Raw genomic sequence first — 25,401 nt, forward strand, 5'->3', positions numbered from 1 at the left:
TTACATCCATTACTATAACCACGACCGAATCAAACTGAAGTTAAAAGGGCTGAGTCCTGTGCAATACAGAACCCAGCCCTTGAGCGCCTAGCTTTTATACTGTCCAACTAATTGGGGTCAGTTCATTACGCGGCTTATTTTGCTCTTGGCAGGGGAAGAAGGATTCGAACCTTCGCATGTCGGAATCAAAATCCGATGCCTTAACCAACTTGGCGACTCCCCTGAAGAGATCGGCATACTACATGAAGAATTTTGTTTTGTGAAGCCTTTAGCAAAAATTTGTAAGCCACCCGGTAAAAATCCGTCTTTCAGCCATCTCAGCGGGCCCGTTTATAGCGCATTGCAGGCCCAATCCACGGCCAATAAAGCGCTATATTATCCAGAAAGCCACAGTAAGGCTTTCTACTTACTTTCTTGTTTTCATTGCAATACTTTCCCTATACCATTGGCATTAATAATTTTCATGGGACTAAGTCTTGGTGCAGCATGGATGAAACAGAAGATCTGGAAGCATTCTTTGAGGTTTTTTCCAAAGTCTACGCAAAGCTGGATGTGGATGGCGTAACGGATATGTTTTGCCTGCCGTTCTTTTCCTTAATCAACGGGGAAAAAACCGACTGGCCCAAGCTGGAAGAGCTCTATCACACCACATGCATATTATTTGACTGGTATAAAAACCAAGGCTTTCACAACGCACGCTACACCATCCTCAGTATGCTGAAAATTACACCCACGCTGGCCACTGCCAGGCTGCGCTGGCGGGTACTGCTCACCGATGGCAGCCCGTGGGAATATTGCACCAGCTATCAACTCAAGCGTATTGATGGCGAGTGGAAAATGGCAGGCGTGATTCAGTTTGAAGAAAAGACCTCCAACGCTCCGCCCCCGCCCTTGGTTGCGGCAGAAAACGCGCTGCATCATCTGGCCGATCTGTCTGAAAGCGAAGCGCATCAGCTAAAAAATGTGTATTTCGACATAGAGCAATAAAAAAGGATTTTGCAGAAGATCAGAGCCTGGCTGGTAAAATCGTTATTTGCCCGCCTGATCTGATCATGTCTGAAACCCCTGTTCCCTCGCCATGCATTGGCCAGTGCAAGCTGGACGACGCACAAACCTGTACGGGTTGCCGCCGTACCCTGGATGAGATTCGCCTCTGGTCTGCAGCAACAGATGCAGAAAAAACCATCGTCTGGCAACGCTTGCTGGCCCTGCCTTTAATCAACAAACAATGTCAGCGCTGCGGTTCAGAATTTAGCTGCGGCAGCGGCGGGCAGAACGGGGGATGCTGGTGTATGGATTTTCCGCCGGTGTTATCGCCATCCGGCGCATCGGGCGATTGCTTTTGCCCCGAATGCCTTGGCGAGATCATCAGTGAGCGGGGCCAAAGCTAAACTGCAGGCCAGTCCTTCACCTGTAATTCCTGAGCGGTATAACTGCGGCGGCTGACTAAAGCCGCCAAAGCCTCTATACCCACATCCAAATCATAAAGATGCCAAAGGGTGTTTTCACTTTCGCAATGAATCATTGCCCGCATGCGCCGGTTTTCGCCCTGCGGCAGCACCACTTGCGACATGGGTAAATGCAAACCCCGCCCAAACGCCTTGAGCACTGCCTCTTTGCGCACCCACAGCTTTAAAGCCTGTGCGGCGCTTAAGGGCTGAGCTATTTTCCTCAACTCCGCAGGGCTTTGGAAATCACTGAACCAATCCGGATCAGTGTCATTATTATGCAGCTCGATATCTATTCCCAAAGGCCCCAGGGGCTGCAAAGCAATCAGGGCAATCCCCCCGCTGTGGCTTAATGAAAATGCCGGGCCATGGTGCAAAAATGGCTTGCACCATGGATTATGCTGATAGCGGATATCGGCTGGTAAGCAGTCCAGCTCACTGGCCAGAACAGCGCGTAAAGCAATATGTGCGGCCGCATAACGGTTCGCATCAAGCGCTCTGCGCAGGCTCTGCCAGCGCTGATGCTCCTGCTCATCCAGCACAGCCAGCCCTGGCCCGCTCAGCCAGGCTGCATCATCCAGATAGACACGCCAGATCTTCAGCACACATTTTTCCGGTTAAATACCCAACGTCGCCCCGCCATCCACACACAAATTATGCATGGTGATATGGCGGGCACCGGGCGAGAGTAAAAAGAGTACCGATGCGGCAATATCCTCCGCATCCGCAATCCGCCCCAGCGGAATACCTGTGCGATAGCCTGGCAAAGAGCCTGCTATCACTTTTTGCACATCGCTTTCATCCTGCCAAAGCTGGCGCTGCATGGCCGTATCGGTAGAGCCGGGGGAGACAATATTACAGCGTATGCCGTATTCAGCCAGCTCCAGCCCCAGGCACTTGGTAAAATGCCCCACCGCCGCCTTAGATGCGGCATAGGCCGCCATTTGCAGCCGCGGCACTTCAGCCGCATTTGATCCTACCGTGACAATCGCACCGCTGCGGCGCGGAATCATACGCTGCGCCACGGCTCTGGATAAATAAAAGGGGCCATGCGTATTCACCGCAAAGGTGTTTTCCCAATCTTCATCGCTCATCGCGCAGATGGCCGACATATGCAATATGCCTGCAGCATTCACCAGCACAGCAACCGGCCCCAGCTCAGCTTCAATTTGCCCAACCACCTCGCTAATCCGGCTGCTGCTACGCATATCCACAGGATAAGCATGCACCGCCAGACCTTCAACCCGATATTGCAAAGCCGCAGCCTGTAAGCGCTCCGCCTGAATATCCAGTGCTGCAACGATCGCACCCTGGCGGCCTAAAGCCTGCACAACAGCCGCACCAATCCCTTGGGCCGCTCCGGTCACAATGGCTACTTTTCCACGATAAAGCTGATCTTGCATAAGAGGGCTTTCCTTGTTGTTTTCTGGTGGCACAAGACGCTTTTCAGGCCGTCTGAAGCAATATTTTAATACGAATAATAATTATTCGTATTAAAATAATTAATAAGGCTGTAAGCGCCAGCTTCATTTACAGGCTCTTTCCCCTGACGCCAGCAAAAACCACACAAGCGAGTCTTTCAGTGAATACAAAACACGGCCTTCTGGCCTTTATGCTTATTGGCGCGGCCCTGCTTGCAGGCTGCGATTCCGGCTCAAAAACAACTGCAGCCGAAACGCAGACCAGCGGCTGGCCACGCACTTTCGACACACCTCAGGGCAAGCTCACCATCAAGGCCCCGCCCCAGCGGATTGTATCGACCAGTGTGACGCTTACCGGCACGCTGCTCACCATTAATGCCCCTGTGATTGGCAGCGGCACCGGAGCGGTTAACACCGTAACCTCAGATGAGCAGGGGTTTTTCCGCCAATGGGCGCATATCGCTAAAGAGCGCAAAGTAGAGCCGCTTTACCATGGCGAGCCCAATGCTGAAACCATTGCTGCAGCCAATCCTGATCTGATTATTGTGTCTGCAACCGGCGGCGATTCTGCCCGTAAAATTTATGATCAGCTCAACCAGATTGCCCCAACAGTGATCATTCATTATGACGATAAAGACTGGCAAGCGATTGCCACCCAGCTGGGGGCCATTACCGGCCACGAGCAAGATGCAGCGGCAGCAATCAAAGACTTCAGCAGCAAGCTCAGTGCCACAAAACAAAAAATCCATCTCCCGCCCCAGCCCGTAAACGCCATGGTTTACTACGAAGATAACTCTGGCGCCAATGTATGGACTACCAACTCCGCACAAGGGCGGCTACTGCTGGATCTGGGCTTTACACTTGCGACTATTCCGGATGCAGCCAAAGGCGATACCAGCATGGGCATACGCAAGGACTTCACCCAGCTAACGGGTGAAAAATTCTCTGCAGGGCTGCAGGGCAAAACCATGCTGCTGTTTACCGCCGATGATTCAACCGTAGCCAAAGTCAAAAATAATAAGTTTCTGCAACAAAATCTGGCCATATCCAACAATCGCGTTTATGCCGTAGGCTTGGATACTTTTCGCATGGATTACTACAGCGCCAGCAATATGCTGAAGCGGATTGAGCAGCACTTTAAGTAAACAGCAGCCTGGCTGGCGTATTCAGGCAGCTAGGCAAACATTGCTTTAATGAGCCGCCTCAGATGCCGCATCTGGCAGCTCAGCCTCTGGCGGGGGATTCTGCAAGCGCCGCAAACCACTAAACCCAAGCCCCAGCATGGCCCCGGTCAGCGCAACGCCGCCCGCAAAAGAGCACACTGCCATCAGTGGCGCAAATGCACGGGCCAAAGCCCCCAGCCCCAAAGCCCCTGCTGAATCCCCCACCACATCCTGAGCACTCCACAGGCTGTTTATCCGCCCCAGCAAATGATCCGGCGTGTGCTGCTGCACTAAGGTGAACTGCAATAAAGAGCTGATCGAGCCCAGATAACCAAATACAACAAGCGCCACCAGGCCCGATGGCAGATGAGTAATCAGGCCAAACACAACAATCGCCAGCGCCGCTGAGATCACCGCAGTAATCAGTGACAAGCCCGGCCGCTGTACCCGCGCCACCCAGCCACTGGTAAACGCACCCGTCATCGCCCCCAGCGGCACCGCCGAATACATCAGGCCCACTTCAAAAGCACCGCCGCCATACACAGCCAGAGCCAGCACCGGAAACATCACCCGCACCGAGCTTAATAATGTTTGTAAAGTGCCCATCACCACCACGGCCCCAACCACGGGGCTTTGCTGCAAAAAGCACACGCCATCGGCTAAGGCACGCAAGGGATGCTGAGGCTGGCCCGCAGCCGCTTTCATGGAAGGCAAACGCAGCAAAGGAATTAATGTGCACAGGGTGCCAAGCCCTGCCAGCAGGTAGTTCCAGCTTACCCCTGCCAAAGCAATCACCACACCGGCAATGGCCGGGGACAAAATCGCCCCCAAACGAACGGTCAGCATGCTTAATGCGCCTGCCGCCGGCAGATTTTCACGCCCTACCAGCGCCGGAATACTCGCCATCAGGGCCGTGATTCCAAGTGCCCCAAAAAAACCATCCCAGACCGCAACCAGATAGAGTGCCAGCAGAGAGGGCGCTGAAATAAAGCTGTTCAAAGCCAGCACTAAAAAGCCAATACCGCACAAGCTGCGGGCCATCAGAATCAGCTTGCGCCTGTCGTAGCGATCAGCCAGCACACCGCCACACATCAGCCCTACAAACATCCCCACGCCATCCAGCGCTACCGCCATCCCTACATGCAATGCCGAGCCAGTCAGCGCATGGATTTGCACCGGCACCGCCACAGTGAGCATGCCTAGAGAGAGCACAGAAATTAAACGCGCTATAAAAACAGACCGAAAGTTTGAATTATTTTTAAGCAGACTGAAATCAACAAAAATAGACGATCCGGGTTTACTCATAAGAAATCCAAAAAAGAAAAAGAATCGGGAGCAGCGCAAGGCGAAATCTGTCACCAGCTTGACGGCTATGGTATCATTAAGCATCGAAATGAATATGATTAACATTCTCATTTAATGCTTAATTCCGCTGCGCCCGCCCCTTTTCCGAGGCAAAAAAACCGCTCCCGATATGCCTTAGTGTTTATCTTGCTCTGCTTTTTTGTGCTGCTTAGCCTGACCATGGGGGCCAAGCCCATCCCGCTGGCCGTGGTTTACGACAGCTTTTTTGGCGCAGCCCAACACCCGGACAGCATTATTGTGCTGGAGAGCAGGCTGCCCAGAACGCTGCTTGGCCTGTTTGCCGGAGCCGCACTGGGCCTCACCGGTGCACTGATCCAGGCGCTGACGCGTAATCCGCTTGCAGATCCCGGCTTGCTTGGGGTGAATGCAGGGGCCAGCTTTGCGGTGGTGCTTGCCGTAGCGCTATTTAATATCCAGCAGCCTGCCGCCTTTGTTGGCTTTGCCTGCGCGGGCGCTTTAATCACCACACTTCTGGTTTATTTTATTGGCGTCTGGAGTGTGGGCAGGCTGGACCCCAGCCGCTTTATTCTGGCGGGTGTGGCGATTGGCGCGGTCATGCACGGTATTTCTTCGGGGCTGGTGCTGTTTAACCCCATGGCTTTTGATCGTATCCGCTACTGGAATGCAGGCACGCTGGATGTACGTAATCTGGATCTGGTCCTGATGGTCTTACCCGCCATGATCACCGGCAGCGTATTAGCACTTTTATTAGCAAGGCCGCTGAATGCACTCAGCATGGGCGCAGAATTATCCGTAACACTGGGTACACGGCCCTGGATCACGCAGGCCTTCAGCATTTTGGCCATTACCCTGCTCACAGGCGCAACAACGGCCATTGCGGGGCCAATTGGTTTTATCGGCCTGATGATCCCGCAGGTGGCGCGCTGGCTGGTTGGCCCGGATCAGCGGCGGATCTTGCCACTGACCATTTTACTTGCCCCCATTTTGCTGCTCGGGGCCGATATGGTGGGCCGCCTGCTGGTGCCCGGCGAGTTGCGCGTATCAATTGTCACCGCCTTTGTGGGCGCACCAATGCTGATCTGGCTGGCCCGCAAGCAGGTGCGCACATGATGGCGCGCCGCACTATCCTCATTGGCAGGCCGGATGGAGCCATCAGCTTCCGCCTCAATCTTGCCGGGCTGCGCCTCGCTTTTATTCTTGCGCTGGCCTGCCTGCTGCTGGGAGTGATGGCCTTAAAGCTGGGAGCATTATCATTTTCAAACGCAGAAGTCTTTGCTGCGCTCAAAGGCGAAGGCAGCAGCCGAGCCATGATTGTCATCAATCAATGGCGGCTGCCACGCGTATTAATGGCGCTGGTGATTGGCGCGGCATTGGGCATGAGCGGGGCCATTTTTCAATCGCTGGTACGAAACCCGCTGGGCAGCCCCGATGTGATTGGCTTTGGCACAGGCGCACATACCGGCGCGCTAATCACCATCATCCTTTTAAACGGCGGTTATCTGGAGATCGCCACCGGCGCTATTATTGGCGGGCTGCTGACGGCACTCTTGGTTTATTTGCTGGCTTGGCGGCAAGGCATACACGGCTTCAGGCTGATTATTACCGGGATTGCCGTCAGCGCCATGCTGGCAGCCTTTAATACCTGGCTCAGCATTACCGGCAGCCTTGAAGCGGCCATGAGTGTGGCGCTGTGGGCAGCAGGATCGCTCAATGGCATGTCATGGGCCAAAGGCCTGCCTGCTGCGGCTTTTTGCCTTAGCTGTATGCTGCTGGCCCTGCTGCTTGGCCGCAGGATGCAGCTATTAGAAATGGGCGACGATAGCGCCAGCGCATTAGGCATCCCTGCCGAGCGCACCCGTCTGCAGCTGATGGCGCTCGGCGTGGCCCTGATTGCCGCAGCCACAGCCGCCACCGGGCCCATTGCCTTTATTGCCCTTGTTGCACCGCAAATTGTGAACCGGATAAGCAACACGACAACTCTGTATCTTTCGGCCTTAATGGGCGCTCTGCTGCTGCTGCTGGCAGATATCACCGCGCAACATTTATTCTTCCCCCAACAATTCCCGGTAGGCGTTATCACGGTAAGTATTGGCGGGGTTTATCTGATCTGGCTCTTACTCTGTGAAGCAAAACGTATATGACCGCAATGCTAACCCAAACCGCCCCCGCCGCCAGCCGCTTAAAGGGTAAAAACCTGCAGCTGGGCTACGGGCAGCGCGTGATTTGCGATCAGCTTGACCTGCAAATCAGCGATGATGCTTTTACTGTGATTATCGGCCCCAATGGCTGTGGCAAATCAACGCTGCTGCGCAGCCTGGCAAGGCTGATCAAACCCTCCACAGGGCAAATCAGCCTCGATGGCAAAGATATCCACCATTACCCGGCTAAATTTGTAGCCACACAACTTGGCCTTCTGCCGCAATCTTCCACCGCGCCCGAAGGCATTTGTGTGGCCGATCTCGTTGCCCGTGGCCGCTACCCGCACCAAAGCCTGCTGCGGCAATGGAGCCGCAGCGACGAAGACGCCGTGGCCAGCGCAATGCAAGCCACAGGCATCACGGAGCTTGCCGGGCAAAATGTAGACGCGCTGTCTGGCGGGCAAAGGCAACGCGTCTGGGTGGCGATGGCACTGGCCCAGCAAACATCCATTTTGCTGCTGGATGAGCCCACAACCTATCTGGATATTGCCCACCAGATTGAGCTACTGGAGCTGTTTCGCACCCTGAATGAGCAAGGCCGCACCCTGGTGGCGGTATTGCACGATCTGAACCACGCCTGCCGCTACGCCAGCCAGCTGATCGTAATGAAAGAAGGGCAAATCGTCGCCACAGGCACGCCCCGCCAGATCATGACGCCAGAGCTGGTAGAAAACGTCTTTGGCCTGCCCTGCCTGATTATCGACGATCCGGTCAGCCACACCCCAATGATTATCCCGCGCGGCAGGCCGCATTTGCGCTGATCAAACCAATACAAAAAAAATACCCCGCCCTCGTATCAGCGGGGTATTTTTTATCAGCTCAGCGTTTTAGTCAGGATCTGATCAAGCAAAGGCCCTAGCACCGTCAGGGATTCGGGCGAGACGATATCCTCGTGGGCGCAGTCCAGGTAGTGGGCTTCCAGCTCTTCCACATAAGCCGCCCAGCGGGCCTGAATATCCCAATCTGCGGGCAGTGTGCGGCTGGCTACAAACAGCTGTGCTTTGCCATCAAAACGGGAGGAGTGTGCGCTGGATAAGAGCCGCACGGCATCCGCGTAGTTGGCCACAATCTGCTCAAACATCTCGGTTTTTTCACGCAGCATAAATTCATCTGCGCCCTCTTCTGCCGCCAGCATAAATTGCTCGCGCTCCCTGTCCAGCTCGGTATTGGCCTCTTCTTCCGAAGGCGCGGTCCAATCCTGCTCTTCGGGGGGATACATATCAAACAACCCCAGGAAAGCGACTTGCTCACCCATAGCCTGCAGCCTTGCCGCCAGCCCGTGCGCCACCGCGCCGCCAAAAGAGTAGCCCAGTAAGTGATACGGGCCTTGCGGCTGAATGCGCAGTAAATTAGCCAGATGCCGATCGCACACTTCATCCATATTGGCGCAAGTGGCAATCACGCCGTCCGGCCTTGGCGACTGCAAGCCAATTAAAGGCCACTGGCCGGAAAGCTGGCGGGCAAAGCCGCTGTATTGCCATGCAAAACCGGAAGCTGGATGGATAAAGAACAGCGGTTTGCCAAGGCCAGCCCGCAAATAAAGCACTTCGCCAAAGCCTGCGTTATTCGGGTCATTCGCCTGCTGCTCATCGCTCAGCAGCGCGGCCAGCTTTTGCACGCTGGACGCCACCATAATTTGCCCAACAGACACCGGCCGCTTGAGTTCACTGCGCAAAGCAGCCGCTAAACGCATCGCCATCAGGGAATGGCCGCCCAGCATAAAGAAATCATCTTCGGCAGAAATAAGCGATTGCCCGAGTATTTGCGCAAAGACATTCGCAATCTGGCTCTCCAGACCTGCCCTTGGCGCACGGCGGGCAGAATTCGCCATTAAAACAGGCTCGGGCAAGGCTTTGCGATCCAGCTTACCATTGGCGCTTAATGGAAACTCGCTCAGATAAACCAGCGCCACCGGTACCATATAGGCGGGAAGCACTTGCGCCAGCGCCGCAAGCACGGCCTGGGGATCAGGGGGTGACTGGCAGTCTTCCGCAATGGCATAGGCCAGCAGCTGGCGGGCATCCGCGCCTGTTGCTGCCACCTGCACACCCAGTAAACGCGCGTGCACCACAGCACGGGCAATGCCCGGCTGCTGCAAGAGCGCCGCCTCGATTTCGCCCAGCTCGATGCGCTGGCCACGAATTTTTAGCTGATCATCGCTACGGCCAAGGTATTCAACATCGCCCGTTGGCAGATAGCGCACCACATCTCCTGTGCGATACATCCGCCCGCCCGCAGCAAAAGGATCTGCCACAAAACGCCCTGCTGTTAGGCTTGCTCGCCCTAAATAGCCATCTGCTAGTTGCACACCGGTTAGATATAAATCACCTGCCACACCCAGCGGCACTTCGCGCAAATAGGCATCCAGCACGCGCAGCTGAGTATTCCAGACGGGGCGGCCAATAGGCACGCTGCTCGCGCGTGCTGTGCCCACGTCTTTATCCTGCGCAGGTTTGTATGTCACATCCACTGCCGCCTCGGTTGGCCCGTAAAGATTATGCAGGGGTGCGGCAATCAGCGCCGCATAGCGATCAGCCAGCTCGCGGGGCAGCGCTTCTCCGCTGCAAAATACACGTCTCAGGCTGGCGCAATCTGGCGATAAGGCATTAGGCTGGGCAATAAAAGCGGCCAGCATCGAAGGCACAAAATGCAGCGTTGTAATCTGCTGCTCAGCAATCAGTGCCAGTAGTTCTTCCGGGTCTTTATGCGCTTCAGGCGGCGCCATAAAGAGTTTGGCACCGTACATTAAGGGCCAGAAGAATTCCCATACTGAAACATCAAAGCTGCACGGGGTTTTTTGCAGCACTACATCGTCGGCCTGCAGGGCGTATTCATGCTGCATCCAGACCAGCCGGTTCACAATAGCGCGGTGCGAAACCAGCACACCCTTGGGGTGACCAGTCGATCCCGATGTATATAAAAGATAGGCAGCATGATCTGGCGTCAGCATCACCGCAGCCTGCTGCGGCGCTTGCCCTGGCAGGCGGTCTGCCAGCAGCAGCGGCCCCATTCCCGCAAAACGGGCGGCCAGCGTGCTGTCGCTGATGATTAAACGCGGCTTAGCGTCTGCCACCATATAGCTCAGCCGCTCAGCCGGGTAGCCCACATCCAGCGGCAGATAAGCAGCGCCCGCTTCCAGCACCGCCATTAAAGCCAAGCTGAGATGAGCCGAGCGGGGCAGAGCCACTGCCACAATATCACCCGCACCCACGCCTGCGGCTTGCAAGTGCCCGGCAAGCTGCGCCACCTCCAGCCGCATTTGCCGGTAGCTGAGCGATCTTTCCACATCCTGCAAAGCCACAACATCCGGCGTCCGCTCTGCCTGCGCCTGCAGTAAATCACACAGGGTATGAGCGGGCAGCGGGGTATCGGTTGCATTCAGGGATTGAATCAGGGCCTGCTCGGCCTGAATCTGCGGTTTGAAAGCAGCCCATGGTAGATCAGCATCATCAGCCAGATGGCTCAGCAGCATTAAAATCCGCTCTGCCCACCGGGCCACATCCTGCACCACATCCCGGTATTCAATCACGAGGCGTAATTGCTGGCCCGGCAGCACCAGAACGGTTAAAGGATAATGGGTATAGCCGCGGTTTCGCAGCGCACCTACCCGCAAGCCGTGGTAATCCCGCGCCAGCAATTCATCCTGCTCCGGGTAGTTTTCTACCACCAGCAGGGTATCAAATAAGGTGGGCGCTCCTGCCAGGCGCTGGATTTCACCCAGGCCCAGGCCATCGTGCTCCAGCAGCTGAATCTGCTGAGCCTGCACGGCGGCTAATTGGGCGAGCAAAGGCTGATGCGGATTAAGTCGCACGCGCACGGGCAGGGTATTACTAAATAAGCCAATATGCTCTTCCACGCCGGGACTAAAACGCCCCGATACGGGCGAGCCGAACACCACATCATTACGCCCGCTCATGATTGAAAGCAGTGCAGCCCACATTCCCTGCATCATGGAATTAAGCGTTAAACCCTGCTGACGCGCCTTTGCAGTTAAGGCTTGCTCCAGCGCATCTGGCACCACCAGCTCCAGGGTATTCACCTTGCCGGGCTCAGGATTATCGCCAAATAACACGGTTGGTTTCACCCCGGCCAGTACATCTGTCCAGATCGCCCTGGTGGCCGCCAGCGGACGGGCTGCCAGTTGCTTCACCACCGTTGCATAATCCACACGGGTGGCGGCTAAAGTGCCATCCCCGTAGGCGCGCAGCAAATCACCCAGCAGAATTGGCGTAGACCAGCCATCCACCACCAGATGATGTGCCGTTAAGCAAAGTGTGTGCTGATGATGGCCCTGGCGGATTAGCAGCGCGTTGAGCAGAATATCTGCGCCGCCAATCACAAAATCACGGTTTAATTCCTGCTGCTCTGATCGTGCCAGCTCAGCCTGCTGCTCCGCCTTGCTTAAGTGGCTGATATCCTGCTGCGCCCATGGCCAGCGGCGCCCGTGGCCACTCACCAAAGGCAAGAGCTGTAAACTGCCCGATTCATCATCAAACATCGCCGCCAGCTGAGGATGGCGATCAAGCACCGCTTCCAGCGCATCGCGCAGTCTTTCGGTATCCAGCGGGCCAAGCAGCTCAATGCGGGTAATCGAGTTGTATTTGCTGCCTGCATCGCCCAGCTGGGCATGAAACAACAGGCCTTCCTGCAAAGGCAAAGCGGGTAAAACCGCCGCCAGTGGCCCGTAGCGCTGGCTTAAAGCGTGCAGCGCCGAATCGCTTACCGGCGTTTCCACCCCTACCAGCGTATCAAGCGCCAGCAAAGGCCGGGCCTTGGCAAAGTGCATCAAGCCTGCCACATAGGCGGTAAAGCGCTGATGCAGGGCGGCTATTTCAGCCTTGCTAAACAGCGCCGTCGCCCATGTCCAGTTCAGGGCCAGTTGCGGGCCGCTGCTGCTTTCTTCTGTAAATAAATTAACTTCCAAACCATAGAGCAAAGGCATCGTTGGGTCGGTATGCACCGCAAACGCATCGGCAAAATATCCTGCCGTGCTTTGCGGGGCCCAAAATTCGGCCGCGCCCGTAAAGCGCCCCAGATAATTGAATAAGAACTGTGGCCGGTTAGCGGCTTCCAGCTTTGCAAGGGCAGGGCCGTTTTCATCATCCAGATAACGCAAAATGCCATAGCCCAGCCCTTTATCTGCAATCGCACGGGTGCTGCGCTTGATGGCCTTTACTGCCTCTGCTGCCGCATGGCTTCCTGCCGCTACACCCGCCAGATCCAGGTTTTTCAGCTCAATCGCCAGCGGATATTCGCTGGTCAGCCAGCCTATGGTGCGGCTTAAATCTGCATGGCCGTCATCAAGCTGGCGGCCATGAGATTCCAGCGAAACACTGACGCGCGGGCTGGCAAATACCTCGCTATACGCTAAGGACACCGCAAGCAGCATCAGCTCTTCAATCTGCGCCTGATAAGCAGCGGGCAAATCAGATAAAAGCGCTGCGCTTAAACCGGCATCCAGCAAAGTACGGCTCTGGCTTGCCGATCCATAGGTATCCCGTACAGGATCTAACACCCGCCCGCCAGACGGCCCGGCCAGCGCAGCCTGCCACAGTGCCAGCTCCGCACGGCGTGCAGGGATTTGCCCGGCCAGCCGCTGCGCCCAATCCTGCACCGTGCATGATTCACGCAGCAGCAGCGCCGCCGTATTATTCAGCGCAGCCTCACTGGCCTCTTGCAAATCGGCCAGCAAAATTCGCCATGACACGCCATCAATCAGCAGATGGTGCAGCACCAGCATCAGAAAGCTTTCGGCTTCCCCGGCAAAATGCACTGCCTGCATCATTTTTCCGGCTGAGGGTTTTAAGCTGGCGCAGGCCGCTGCAAACCGGGCATCCATCACGGCAGAGAAATCATCCTGCGGCAGTAATTGCTGCTGCTCTGGCTGGGCTGTATCCCAATCGGCCGTGAGCAGCAAACCCTGTTCATCCGCCCTGGCGCGTAAAACCGGGTGGCTGCGTTGCAGAGCGTGCAGTGCGGTGTGCAAATGAGCAGGCTGAATTTCCTTTGGAATACGCAAAAGCACACCCTGAGCAAAGCATCTGTCCAGCCCGTAATGCTCAGCAAACCAGCTCACTATTGGCAAGCGCCCCAAGCGCCCTGTTGCCTCGCTGCCTGCTGTGGGTGCGCTGTCCAGCCGCTCTAAAATGGTGGCCATTCTGGCGGGCGTGCGCTGGGAAAACACATCGCGCGGCCTGAGTAAGAACCCAGCGCGTCTTAGCTCTGAGCCCAGCGCCATTGCCGAAATACTATCCCCGCCCAAATGAAAGAAATCATCATCCGGGCCAAGGATTTCCAGCCCCAGCACCTTAGCTACGCCATTGCAAAGCAAGTGCTCGGCATCGCTGGCAGCCGGACGGCTCTGGCTTTGCTGAGCGGGTTTGGGCAGCGCCTCTTTGTCGATTTTGCCGTTCACATTCAAAGGCCAGGCAGGCAGGATCATTAGCGCTGACGGAACCATATAATCGGGCAGCTGCCCGGCCAGCCTGGCAAGTAAATCAAGGTTTAAGCCCGGCGCATCGTGCTCTGCCGTGCAGTAGGCAATCAGACGGTGGCTTGCCCCAAGCGGCTCAGCAATTACCACAGCGCCCTTCACCCCTGGCAGCTTAAGCAGGGCGTGTTCTACTTCGCCCGGCTCAATCCGAAAACCGCGTACCTTGATTTGAAAATCGGCCCGGCCGATAAACTCCAGCAGCCCGTCGCTGCGCCAGCGGACTAAATCACCCGTGCGGTACATCCGCCCTTCTGCAAAAGGATTTGCCACAAAGCGGCTGGCGGTTTGGCCGGGGCGGCGCAAATAGCCCAGCGCCATTCCTTCACCCGCCAGATATAAATCACCCACCACGCCCTGCGCTACTTTTTGCAAGGCATGGTTAAGCACATAAGCCTGAGTATTAGCCACAGGCCGGCCGATGACCGGCTGCTTTGCCTGCGACACGCAAGCACCTAAGGCATCGATGGTGTATTCGGTAGGGCCATAAAAATTATAAACATGCAGCCGGGGATACTGGCGCAGCTCATTCCACAGCGCCGGAGACACCGCCTCGCCGCCAATCAGAATCAGATCCGGCACATGGTTGGCCACGGCCAAACCGCAAGCGAGCAATTGTTGTAATACCGGTGGCGGCACATCCAGCATATCGATTTGCTGCGCCTGAATAAATTCGTGCAAGGCCTGAGCATCGCGCCGCAATTCTTCATCGCAAAGATGCAGCTCATGGCCCAAAAGTAAAAAGAACAGCGGCTCCCACGAAGCATCAAATGAGAATGAAGTACTATGCGCCGCACGCACTCTGCGCCCGCCAAGGCGCTGCATCATGTCTGCAATAAAGCCATGCTGATGAGAGATCAGTAAATTAAGCAAGCTGCCGTGGCTAACCATCACTCCCTTAGGCTTACCGGTCGATCCGGAGGTATAAATAATGTAGGCAGGATCCGCCTTATTTAGTGGCGCAGCCCTATCGCTATCGCTAAGCGGCAGAGCAGATAAAGCAGACAATTGCGCCATGCAATCCGGTGAATCAAGATATAAAGCCTGTGCCTGCAAAAGCAAATCGCAATTACTTAAAGCCAGCAGCAGCGCGGGCTGCGCATCGTCGCACAGCATGGCCAAACGATCTTTGGGGTAATCCAGATCCAGCGGTAAATAAGCCGCGCCTGCCGACAATACCGCCAGCACAGACACCACCGAATCCACACTGCGTGGCAAAGCAATGGCCACAATATCGCCCCGACCTATCCCTTGCTGCATCAGCAGGCGGGCAAGGCGCGCTACTTTTGCGCTTAGCCCGCTAAAATCCAGCGTTTCCGCCCCAAAAACCAGCGCCTTATACCCGGCAGATTGCAAAGCCTGCTGCTGAAACAAATCAATAACGGTGTTGATTTCTGGCAGTGCAATCGCAGGCCCGGCTGACCATTTTTCCAGCCTTGCTGTTTCGGCAGGGGCTAATAAGGCCAGCGTATCAATCGGCGCATGCGGGCTGGCCATCAGGGCATTTAAAAATGCGCTTAAACGTTCACAATGTAATACCAGCTCTTCAGGCTGATAGCGATCTGGATTAGCTGTCAGGCTAAGCACCAGCTGCTGCTCTTCCAGCGCAATACCGAACTCCAGATCATCAACCGGGCCTGCAGCCAGAATATGCGTCGTGGCTTGCAAGCTGCCCAATTGCAGGCTTTGCTCGTAAATCTTTAAATTAATACCTGGCCCGTACAAGGGGCGGCGGCCTGCTCCCATATCGCGCTGCACCTGCTCAGCGTCATAACGCTGGTGCCTGCGTACCCGCTGCAGCTCCAAAGCCAGGCGTTTGGCCAGCTCACACAGGCTTAGCCCCGTATCCACTCTGAGCTGCAATGGCAATACATTCACCACAGGGCCAATAGCATTCAGCGCGGCAGACCCCATGCGGCGCATAAATGGCACGCCCAATACCGGCCTTGCCGAGCCGGTCATCCTAGATAAATAAGCAAAAATGCCCGCCATCAGTAATTCTGGCTCGCTCACATCAGCCGGCAGGCCCGTGCTTCTTTGCAGCTGAAAGCTTTGCTTTAAGGCATTTACATTGGCAAAAGACTGGCCGCCATGATGGGCAGTCAGAGAAACCGGCTGTGCCAAATCAGCGCTGTAGTCCTGCCAGAACTGGCGGTCGCGCTGGTAAAGCGCAGACTGCTGATAGGCCAGGTACTCATCCACCACGCGGGCAAAAGAGACAAAGGGCGTGGCGCTGACCGCATGGCCTTGTTGCAAATCGGTATAAATTGCCGCAATCCGCCGTGTCAGCGCGCTAAAGCTATAGCCGTCAACGCACACATGGTGATAGCGCTGATACCAGAACCAGCGCTCATTGCCCGCCTTAAAAATAATATGCCGGTACAGCGCCTGGCCCGAATCAGCCGCCCCGGCCTGATCAAGATCTGCACGCATCAGCGCCAGCACCGCAGCGCCCGCATCGTTTTGATCACTTAAATCTAAGAATTCGGCATCAGGCAGACAATCTGCATCCACGGCCAGCGGTAAATATTGCACGGGGCCGGAATCACCTTCCCGAAACCGCGCGTGCAGCGTATCTGCTTCGCTCAGCCCCTGCCTTACAGCACGTTGCAGGCAGGCCACGTCCAATGCGCCTTGCAGCTCCGTATAATGCGCAACGGTATAGCCATTTTTTAGCGGCGATATCTGATCGGCCAGCCAAATGCCCAGTTGTGATCCAACAATGGGCAATTCCAGCCCGCTTTCTGCTGAGGAGTTCTGCGTAACAGTACTTAACAAGATGCCTATTCCCTTTAAAAGTAGACCCGCTGCGGGCAAAATTAATGCACAGACTGGGTGACGCGAATATCCAGCCAGTTCAGCTCAATATATTCAAGGCAGCGGGCATGGCTTTCCGGCCCCAATACCTTATTCCAGCCTGCAGGCACCGCAGCAAAATCAGGCCACAGGCTGTATTGGCCCAAGGCGTTTTTCAACACAAAAAAATCCTGGCTTTCATCATCAAAAGGATTAACCTGCTCGTTGCTCATACTTTGAATCTCCGCTTAAAACCGGTTTTAAAATGGGCTGACTTCAGTACGGTATTTATTTGCAGTGCGCTAATAGCCCGCTCAGCCCTTCAAGCAGGCCGCCCCGCCAGCACAACCAGTCGTGCCCGCCTTCAAACAGGCGGTAACTCACCTGATGGCCTGCCTGCACTAAGGCATCGCGCATGGTTTCATTTACATCAATCATCACGTCTTCACGGCTGCCTGCTTCCTGAAATACCTTTAATGCCCGCGCCGCCGGTGCCAGGCCTGGCAATTGTTCGGCAAGCTGCCCCCTGCTCCCCGGCTTGCGGATAGCCGGCTGATTCAGCGGCATTTTTAAAATATCGTGGTAAGGCCACCAGAAAGAGCCTGACTGGCTGAGCACGCAGCCAAAACGCTCCGGCCAGTGCAAGGCCGCGTACATGGCCGACAACCCGCCATAGCTTTGCCCGGCAATAACGGTGCGCTCCGGCTGATCACTGCAAGGCGCAATTTGCTGAATCAGCGGCAACAGCTCGCTTTGCACGGCTAGCCAGAACTGAGGGTTGCAAGGCAGCTCGAGGCTGCGCTGCCCGCCATCAATTGCATCGATCAGCACATATACGGCGGCAGGCAGCTGCCCGTCTGCAGTGGCACGGTCAATCGCCGGATACACAGGCATACGCTCAGCCCAGTGCTGACCATCCAGCAGCAGCACAAGGGCGCGGTCGCCATCTGGCTCTCCTGTCTGATAAACCCAGACCCTGCGCTGATTTGCCAGCATGGCGCTGTGCCAGTCCAGCAGCTTAAGCCCGGCCGGATCACCCTCGTCTTGCCCGTCTGCATACAGCCAGGCAGTCTGTGGCGGCGCTTTTGGTAAATGCAGCGCCGACATTGCAGTACGCCATGCGCCAGCGCGTGGAGATTGCAAATTCAAAGGATCTGCCTCTGCCGCCTCAGCGATTGAGCGCCACCAGCTGCGCTGATGGCTGGCCTGCTCAGCAGAGGGCGGCGCTGAAAAATCCGGCAGCCGGGATGCCGCTACGGGTATCAGGCAATAACTGCCCCGCCAGTCTGCTGGCAGCTGCACCTGCCAGTACCAGATATCGCTGCCTGCCATTCTGGCCAGCGATTGCGGGTCTGCGCTGTGGTGATCGGTCACCGAATTAACGTCGATATAAACCCGTGCCAGCTCTGAGCAAGATTCATCGCCTGCCGGATCGCGCCATAGAAACGTCACCCAAACCCTGTGATCAGCGCACTCCTCAATAAGCGGCGTGCCCTGCTCTGCAATCTTTAACCACCAGCTTTCACTACCAGCATCACTTGCTTTCAATAAATATGTGGCTTCGCTTGCTTCTGAATTTAGCTTGCACAACATACTGCGACTCATCCTTTTTGCTGCTCTTGTCATAAAGGGATTATTGCACATTGTAATGAGAAGTATTATCATTTCATAGCTGCAATTTATTACATATCACTTAAAAATCACACTATTTAGAAAACAACTGCTGATTTATTGCAATAAAAATGCAAGCAATTGAAATGAATAAGAAAGGTATTTGAATGGATATGCAATGAACTGCCTCGCTCCAACATGACCCGCAAGACCTGAAGCCCAAGGCATTACGCCAGCAAGCGCTCACATCAATCTCTGACGGAAACAAGAATGAAACACCCAACCCGGCATTACACATTACTGTTAGCAATCAAACTGGCACTTGCGGGCTTAGGCGGGGCAAGCGCCGTGGCCTATGCGGATACATCAGCAGCAGAGCAGGTTTATCAGCTGCCGGCCGGCTCTTTATCCGCTCAGCTGAAACAGTTTTCCCAGCAATCTGGCATCAAGCTCAATATCGATGAAAGCTTAGTTAAGGGCTGGACAAGGCCTGCACTCAATGGCCGTTATTCAGGCCAGCAGGGGCTGAATGCCATTCTGGCCGATACGGGCTTGCAAGCCGTAGCCAGTGGCGCGGGCTATCAGCTGATTGCCAACACCGCCTACTTAGCGCCTGTCACGGTAACTGGTGAAAAAATTAACCGCTCCATGCAAGAAACCACCACCGCCATCACCGTATTAAGCGGTGCTGATCTGGATAAGGGCCATGTCACATCGATTTATGAAGTAAGCAACCGCGCGCCCAACGTCAACATCAATGGCGCAGGTGGCGTAAACATTCGTGGCGTGGAAGGTACTGGCCCGGCAACAGGCGTATTCAGCTTTATTTCTGGTGCACGCCCGCGCGTCAGCACCAGCGTAGATGGCGCGCCGGAAACATGGTCCGGCCAGCAGTATGTAGACTTTGGTATGTGGGATGTAGAGCAGGTCGAAATTTTGCGCGGCCCGCAATCCACCACTCAGGGCCGCAACACGATTGGCGGTGCCATCGTGGTCAACACTAAAAATCCGACTTCCAGCTGGGAAGGCGCAGTGCGTGCCGGTTATGAAAACGAAGCTGGCCGCACACTTGGCGCAGCCATGATTTCCGGCCCGATTGTTCAAGATGAACTGGCTTTCCGTCTGGCCGCCGAAGGCATCAAAGGCAAGGGTTTTGTTGAATACCCTGGCGCCTGGCCATGGGATCCTTCAGATTTCAAGCGCCAGAATGTCCGCGCCAAATTGCTTTGGACGCCAAGCAATATGCCTGATTTCTCGGCCAAGCTCACCGTATCCCAGCGCGATCAGGAAGGCGAATACTTAAACCGGATTAACAGCGCTAATTATTCTGACCGCACCTATTCCAAGCTGAATTCCAAAGTAAATACCCGCACTCAGGATTCTTCCAAAACCACGGCAAACGTAGACCTTGAGTACAAAATCTCTGAGAGTTTAAACAGCCATCTGCTCTATAGCCGTGGCAAATACCATGCATCCTTTAAAGAAAGCGGTGCTGACCGCTTCCAGCTGCAAATGGATGAAAACAGCAACACGCTGGAATCCCGCCTGATTTACAATCCGCAAGGCGGCAGAGTCAGCGCGCTGGCCGGGTTTTACTACTACGACCGCCATCAGGATTTAAACGCCAGCCCTTATAACAGCGGCTTTTTTGGCACAGATAAGGTAGATACCCTCGCTGTATTTGGTGAATCCACCATCACCTTAAACAGCAGTTTTGATCTGAATCTGGGCGGGCGTATCGAGCGTGAAAGCCAAAAACGTAATGTTTTAGGATGGCCAGGCACCAATAATGAGGCGCTGATCAAAACCGATATCACTGAAACCATGTTTTTGCCTAAAGTTGGCATCATTTACAAAGCCACCCCCGAAACATCGTTTGGCCTGACCTATCGCCAAGGCTATACCCCGGGCGCGGGCAGCATTAACTATGACGACAACAAGTTTTATGAATACGGCAAAGAAGAAGTCAATACGATCGAGCTGAGCAGCCGTTCCAGCTTCTTGGATAAACGCCTGACCTTAAACGCCAATCTGTTTTACAACCGCTATAAGGACTATCAGGCCTTACTAAATAATTACTTTACCAATATCCCTAAGGCAGAAAGCTATGGCCTGGAAGTCAGCGCCGACGCCAGCGTCAATTCCTCGCTTCAGCTCTTTGCATCTTTAGGCTTATTAAGCACCAAGATTACCGAAAGCAATATTCGCAGCGCTTCCGTTGAAGGAAACCGCTTAGGCTACGCAGCCCCGGTGTCTGCCAGCTTTGGCTTTAAGCAAAAGTTTGATATGGGCTTCTTCCTGAATGGCGATATCAGCCATACAGGCGAATACTATTCAGACTTAAGCAATACAGAGCAGCTGAAAGCGGGCGATTACACCCTGGCTAATTTGCAAGTGGGTTACGACAAAGGCAATTACGCAGTACGTGCCTATGTTAAAAACCTCTTCAATAGCGATGTGATTTACCGCAAAGGTAGCCGCAATCACGAGGCAGACGCAGGTGCACCCCGCACGCTGGGCGTGACGGTAGATTACCGCTTCTGATAAAAAAAACGTCCACCTGCAGAGGTGGACGTTTTTTCTTGCAACACTGTTTATTAAGACGTCACCAACAAAGCCCACCATGCCGCCAGTGTGGCTTGCCCGGCAAGCTGGGCGAAGCTTAGCTCTGTACCCGCCCTTCTCCAGCTCTCCTGCAAGCTCATTACCCGGATTGAATCCAGGCCCCAGTCGATCAGATTGTCGTCATCGTGCAAATCAGATGCAGGAATTTGCAAGCTGCTGGCGATAATTTGCCGCAGCTCATCAATTGAGGCAGGCAGGCTGCCACCTTGTAATTGCTGAATTAAAGCCGTGGTGGAAGTGGTATAGCCGCAGCGCTGCGCCACGTAATCCAGCGCCATTTGATGCTCTTTGGCAGAGAAATCAGCCAGTGCATCGCCCACAAAAAAGGCCTGAATATCGTGCATAAAGGCATCGCAAGCGGTCATCATGCAGCCGATATGCGCGTAAACGCCGCAAATAATCAGCTGATCACGCCCCTGGCTTTGCATGGTTTCCAGCAAATTAGAGCGCTGAAATGCGCTATAGCGCCATTTTGGCAACACAGTATCCTGCGGCTGCGGGGCAAGCTCCTGAACGATGCCTTTACGTGCAGGCTGGGCCACAAGGCCTGCTCCCCACATATCCTGCAATAGCCCGCGCTCTTCTAATGTCTGATCCGGCGTTTGCGCGGTATAGACCACGGGAATACCCAGCTTGGCTGCCAGATCCAGAATACGCCTTGTATTGCCGATTAATTCAGGCACAGGTGCGGCAGATTTATCATAAAAATCAACAAAGTAATCCTGCATATCGTGGATCAGCAGCACAGCACGTTTTGCTTCTGGCTGCCAGCTCACACGGTTAGCAGGAAACTCGGTGGGCATTGGATAAGTACTGATTTTTGGGATGGCCATGTGGATTCTTTTTAGTGTTTAAAGGTCAGTAACGATGCGTAGAGCGAGTGAAACCCACGTATTTTTCAGCATCACTCGCGGGTTTCACCCCATGCGCGTTAAGCAAATTGTTTTTTTATTAGCAAACAGCGAAAAAACATAATAACCACGCTCTTTGCATAGGGCTTTAAAGTCCCCTTGAAACACGCCGAAGCGAGGAACAAGCGGGGCGGGGGATCGCTTGGGAGGAGGATCCAGCCAATCCCGCCCGCCGCCGACTCGATTGGACCGCAACAGGGGCCTTCGTGTTTCGTGGGGCGGCTTTCTTTGCTTACTTTCTTGGCCGTTCAAGAAAGTAAGTCCCCCGCGGGGATACCGCGCCAAAATCAACGTGCCGAAGGCACTAAAAAGGTCTTTTTGACTTTGGTTAGCACATATGGGGTTTCACACGCCCTACGACAGCACTAGCAGCCGCTGCTCTATCATTTGCCGTAGGATTTTTTTGCTGACTTTGCCCACGCCGGTTTTAGGGAAGGCGTCGGTAAACTCGATCCGGTCGGGGATTTTATAAGCGGCGATGCCTAGTTTTCGCAGATAGGCATTCAGCTCCACCGCCCGCAGGCTGGCGTCGCGGCGGATCACAAAGGCGCAGCTTTTTTCACCCAGAAAAGCATCCGGCATGGCCACAATCGCCACGTCGGCCACGCCCTGATGGGCCAGCAGCAGATGCTCTATTTCTTCGGCAGAGATTTTTTCGCCGCCACGGTTTATCTGATCTTTGGCCCGGCCTTCCACCACCAGATAGCCCTCAGCGGTTTGCCTGACTAAATCACCTGTGCGGTAAAAACCATCGGCTGTAAAGCTACGGGCATTGTGTTCGGCAGCGCGGTAATAGCCATGAATGGTGTAAGGGCCGCGTGTCAGCAAATGCCCCACTTCGCCTGCGGGCAAGGGCTGATCTTCATCGTCCACCACGCGGATTTCATCGTCTGGCGAGATCGGCCTGCCCTGAGTGTGCAAAACCAGCGCATCGCTATCGTCATAGCGTGTGTAATTAACTAGGCCCTCGGCCATGCCAAACACCTGCTGAAGGGTGCAGCCCAATTCACGCACCAAGCGGGCAGCCATTTCGCTGTTAAAACGAGCGCCCCCCACCTGCACGACTTTCAGGCTGGATAAATCCGGCTGCAGACTTGCTGCCGCATCCAGCCATACCGGCACCAAAGGCGGCACCAGAGCCGTGATCGAAACACGCTCTGCGGCAATCAGCGGGAAAACATGATCGGGGCTGGAGTTGTTGCTCAACACCACGGTGCCGCCCGCATAGAAAACGCCTAAGGAGCCGGGCGAGCTCAGCGCAAAATTATGTCCGGCAGGCAATACGCAGAGGTAAACGCTCTCCGGGCTAAGCTGGCAGATTTCTGCGCTGCCCCGCAGGCTGTAAATATAATCATCGTGGGTGCGCGGAATCAGCTTTGGCGTTCCCGTGCTGCCGCCTGAAAGCTGAAAGAACGCAACATCTGAAGCCTCAGGCGGCGCGGGCAGCATACCGCTTGGCAAATCACCCAACACCGTAAATGGCCCGGCATCACCCAGCACCAAAACATGCTGCAAGCTTGGCGACACGGCTTTTACTTCGCTGGCCAGATTGCGGTAATCAAAGCCACCGTGCTGATCGGCGATGATATAAGCCACGGCTTCGGCATGCTGGCAAAAATAGCTGATCTCTAATTTGCGATGTGCTGGCAGGGCAAAGACCGGCAAAGCGCCAATCCTGAACAGGGCAAAAATCACCGCAAAAAACTCGGCGCAATTGGGCAACTGCACCACCACCCTGTCTTTTGGCCCTATGCCCAGGGCACTAAACCCCCTAGCTAAGCGATCCGCCTCTGCGGCCAGATCACGGTAGCGCCAGCGGGTTTGCCCGCTCACTACGGCCAGCCGCTCGCCATATTGCTCTGCCCGCTCCTCCAGCAAGGCGCTAAAGGTTTGGCCACGCCAATAGCCCTTACGGCGATATTCCCCGGCCAAAGCTTCAGGCCATGGCGTGCAATGCTTTAAAAAATCACTCATCACACCGCTCCTGCGTGAACAAGACCCATGGCATTCAGCATGGTGCGAAACTTTGCCGACGTTTCTGCCAGCTCGCTTTGCGGTGATGAATCGGCCACGATGCCGGCACCGGCAAACAGACGCAGCGATTTACCCGCAACTTCAGCGCAGCGTATCGTTACAATCCACTCACCATCGCCATTGGCATCGCACCAGCCCAGCATGCCGGTATAAAAGCCACGATCAAACGGCTCGATTTGTGCAATTAAATCCCGGGCATTCTGATTGGGGTGGCCGCACACGGCGGGCGTAGGATGCAGGGCTGAAGCCAGCATCAGCGATGTGGTTTCTTCATCAATCAGCTCGCCGCTGATTTCTGTGGATAAGTGCCACATGGTTTCGGTATGCATTAATACCGGCCGCTCCGGCACTATCAGCGTACGGCAAAATGGCCGCAAACCGGCCGCAACCGCATTCACCACCACCGCATGCTCGTGCAAATCTTTTGCCGACTGGAGCAGCGCTTCGCCTCGCTCGCGATCAATTTTAGGATCGGGGCTGCGGGCGGCCGAGCCTGCCAGCGGATTAGAAAACACCTGGCTGCCTTTTTTGCGCAGCAAAAGCTCGGGGCTGGCCCCGATCAAAATACGCGGGGGGGCTTCTGTCTGCCCGGAAAGATTAACGGCAAAGGTATAACCATGGGCATTACGCTGAGCCAGCGTGACCAGTAATTTGGGGATATCCACCACTTGCTCAGCAGCCAGATCCAATGCGCGGGCCAGCACCACTTTATCTAAATATTTATTCTGTAAATGCTGCACGGCCAGCGCTACACCATCGGCATAAGCTTGCGGCTCTGGCAGGGGTGTGATGGAGCAAGGAACGGCCTGCGGCTTAGGCTGGGCAAGGCTTTGCGGTAAAGGGCCTGCCCGCAATACGCTGCGAGGGATGCTCAGGCAGGCAGATTTTCTGCCATCAAAAGGAATCGCCCCCACCACCACCGGATCAAGATGCCCTGTGGCTTTTGCCTGCTTCAGAGCAAGGGCTACAGCCTGATTAAGCGCATCTAAACTATTTGCCGCAGGAACCGTGGCATAGTGGCCCTGAGCCAGCAAAGTTTGCCTGGAGCTGGCAAAAAACATTGCTGAATCTGTTTGATAACCCAACAGCAGATATTGAGCCTGCGTACGCAATTCACCACGGAATAGATCATTCATCAGATGAGCTCCTCTTTATAAAAGTGGAATAGGCAAAGTTAAATAAGGCCAGACACAGCCGCCCTGAAAAACCAGGCACTGACGCCAGCTGATCCCCATCCGCCAAAATCACCTGTCCCGCAGCTGCAAGCACGGAAAAGCAAGCTTGAACAAGGCCAGTGCCAGGTTCACAGCTTACTTTTGATGAATATAACCCTTAAACGATAATGAGAATGGGTATCGTTAACAAAGTATGCCATGCT

At 55.0% G+C, this 25,401-nt stretch carries 17 protein-coding genes and 1 tRNA gene; 8 read left to right on the forward strand and 10 right to left on the reverse strand.

The features are described 5' to 3' along the window. Positions 1-91 (forward strand): IS3 family transposase (locus tag CSQ88_RS02610; protein WP_143449393.1); only part of this gene is annotated, 91 nt, incomplete at its 5' end. Positions 92-146: 55 nt separating this feature from the next. Here CSQ88_RS02610 and CSQ88_RS02615 read toward each other — a convergent pair. Further along, positions 147-223 (reverse strand) — tRNA-Gln (locus CSQ88_RS02615). Between the two features lie 263 nt (positions 224-486). On the opposite strand from CSQ88_RS02615, the gene CSQ88_RS02620 reads away from it, so the two are divergent. Both CSQ88_RS02620 and CSQ88_RS02625 read left to right on the forward strand, forming a co-directional pair. Continuing rightward, on the forward strand, positions 487-987 hold the full coding sequence (locus CSQ88_RS02620) for a hypothetical protein (RefSeq protein WP_099396549.1): 501 nt from the start codon (positions 487-489) through the stop codon (positions 985-987). 65 nt (positions 988-1,052) lie between these two features. After that, complete coding sequence (locus CSQ88_RS02625) at positions 1,053-1,391, forward strand: DUF1289 domain-containing protein (protein WP_180273503.1); 339 nt, start codon at positions 1,053-1,055, stop codon at positions 1,389-1,391. Here CSQ88_RS02625 and CSQ88_RS02630 read toward each other — a convergent pair. After that, positions 1,388-2,053, reverse strand: coding sequence for a 4'-phosphopantetheinyl transferase superfamily protein (locus CSQ88_RS02630; RefSeq protein WP_099396551.1), 666 nt, complete (start codon positions 2,051-2,053; stop codon positions 1,388-1,390). The two genes, CSQ88_RS02625 and CSQ88_RS02630, sit on opposite strands and share 4 nt — an antisense overlap. 12 nt (positions 2,054-2,065) lie before the next feature. After that, positions 2,066-2,851 (reverse strand): 2,3-dihydro-2,3-dihydroxybenzoate dehydrogenase, encoded by a 786-nt coding sequence (locus tag CSQ88_RS02635; RefSeq protein ID WP_099396552.1) that lies wholly within the window; start codon positions 2,849-2,851, stop codon positions 2,066-2,068. Positions 2,852-3,030: 179 nt separating this feature from the next. On the opposite strand from CSQ88_RS02635, the gene fepB reads away from it, so the two are divergent. Further along, positions 3,031-4,014 (forward strand): Fe2+-enterobactin ABC transporter substrate-binding protein, encoded by a 984-nt coding sequence (gene fepB / locus CSQ88_RS02640; RefSeq protein WP_257212429.1) that lies wholly within the window; start codon positions 3,031-3,033, stop codon positions 4,012-4,014. Between the two features lie 45 nt (positions 4,015-4,059). Here the strand turns inward: fepB and entS are convergent, their stop codons facing one another. Then, positions 4,060-5,337, reverse strand: a complete 1,278-nt coding sequence (gene entS, locus CSQ88_RS02645) for an enterobactin transporter EntS (RefSeq protein ID WP_099396637.1) — start codon at positions 5,335-5,337, stop codon at positions 4,060-4,062. Between the two features lie 114 nt (positions 5,338-5,451). Here entS and fepD point away from each other — a divergent pair, with 114 nt between their 5' ends. Genes fepD through CSQ88_RS02660 form a run of 3 tightly spaced genes read left to right on the forward strand, consistent with a single transcriptional unit; the run spans position 5,452 to position 8,317 of the window. Next, on the forward strand, positions 5,452-6,468 hold the full coding sequence (gene fepD, locus CSQ88_RS02650; RefSeq protein WP_099396553.1) for a Fe(3+)-siderophore ABC transporter permease: 1,017 nt from the start codon (positions 5,452-5,454) through the stop codon (positions 6,466-6,468). After that, a complete protein-coding gene (gene fepG / locus CSQ88_RS02655; protein ID WP_257212431.1) occupies positions 6,465-7,499 on the forward strand; it encodes an iron-enterobactin ABC transporter permease in 1,035 nt (344 codons plus the stop codon). Before fepD ends, fepG begins: the two co-directional genes overlap by 4 nt. Then, positions 7,496-8,317, forward strand: a complete 822-nt coding sequence (locus tag CSQ88_RS02660; RefSeq protein ID WP_099396554.1) for an ABC transporter ATP-binding protein — start codon at positions 7,496-7,498, stop codon at positions 8,315-8,317. Before fepG ends, CSQ88_RS02660 begins: the two co-directional genes overlap by 4 nt. 53 nt (positions 8,318-8,370) lie before the next feature. On the opposite strand, the gene CSQ88_RS02665 is transcribed toward CSQ88_RS02660, so the two are convergent. The 3 genes from CSQ88_RS02665 to fes are packed head-to-tail and all read right to left on the reverse strand — an operon-like array spanning position 8,371 to position 18,435. After that, on the reverse strand, positions 8,371-16,824 hold the full coding sequence (locus CSQ88_RS02665) for a non-ribosomal peptide synthetase (protein WP_099396555.1): 8,454 nt from the start codon (positions 16,822-16,824) through the stop codon (positions 8,371-8,373). 41 nt (positions 16,825-16,865) lie between these two features. Next, entirely contained in the window at positions 16,866-17,075 is a 210-nt protein-coding gene (locus CSQ88_RS02670) for an MbtH family protein (RefSeq protein ID WP_099396556.1), read from the reverse strand. 55 nt (positions 17,076-17,130) lie between these two features. Further along, positions 17,131-18,435 carry an enterochelin esterase gene (gene fes / locus CSQ88_RS02675; RefSeq protein ID WP_099396557.1) on the reverse strand — a complete coding sequence of 435 codons (1,305 nt, stop codon included), beginning with the start codon at positions 18,433-18,435 and terminating at the stop codon, positions 17,131-17,133. Between the two features lie 288 nt (positions 18,436-18,723). Between fes and CSQ88_RS02680 the strand changes: the two genes are divergently transcribed. Beyond that, positions 18,724-20,997, forward strand: coding sequence for a TonB-dependent receptor (locus CSQ88_RS02680; RefSeq protein ID WP_099396558.1), 2,274 nt, complete (start codon positions 18,724-18,726; stop codon positions 20,995-20,997). Positions 20,998-21,050: 53 nt separating this feature from the next. Here CSQ88_RS02680 and CSQ88_RS02685 read toward each other — a convergent pair whose 3' ends face one another. The 3 genes from CSQ88_RS02685 to dhbC form a co-directional block, all read right to left on the reverse strand. Further along, entirely contained in the window at positions 21,051-21,911 is an 861-nt protein-coding gene (locus CSQ88_RS02685; RefSeq protein ID WP_099396559.1) for an isochorismatase family protein, read from the reverse strand. 432 nt (positions 21,912-22,343) lie between these two features. Beyond that, a complete protein-coding gene (locus tag CSQ88_RS02690; RefSeq protein WP_099396560.1) occupies positions 22,344-23,963 on the reverse strand; it encodes a (2,3-dihydroxybenzoyl)adenylate synthase in 1,620 nt (539 codons plus the stop codon). Continuing rightward, a complete protein-coding gene (gene dhbC, locus CSQ88_RS02695) occupies positions 23,963-25,159 on the reverse strand; it encodes an isochorismate synthase DhbC (RefSeq protein ID WP_099396561.1) in 1,197 nt (398 codons plus the stop codon). The genes CSQ88_RS02690 and dhbC overlap by 1 nt, the downstream gene beginning before the upstream one ends. Positions 25,160-25,401 lie beyond the last annotated feature (242 nt).

The organism is Iodobacter sp. BJB302, assembly GCF_002735645.1.
GTDB lineage: Bacteria > Pseudomonadota > Gammaproteobacteria > Burkholderiales > Chitinibacteraceae > Iodobacter.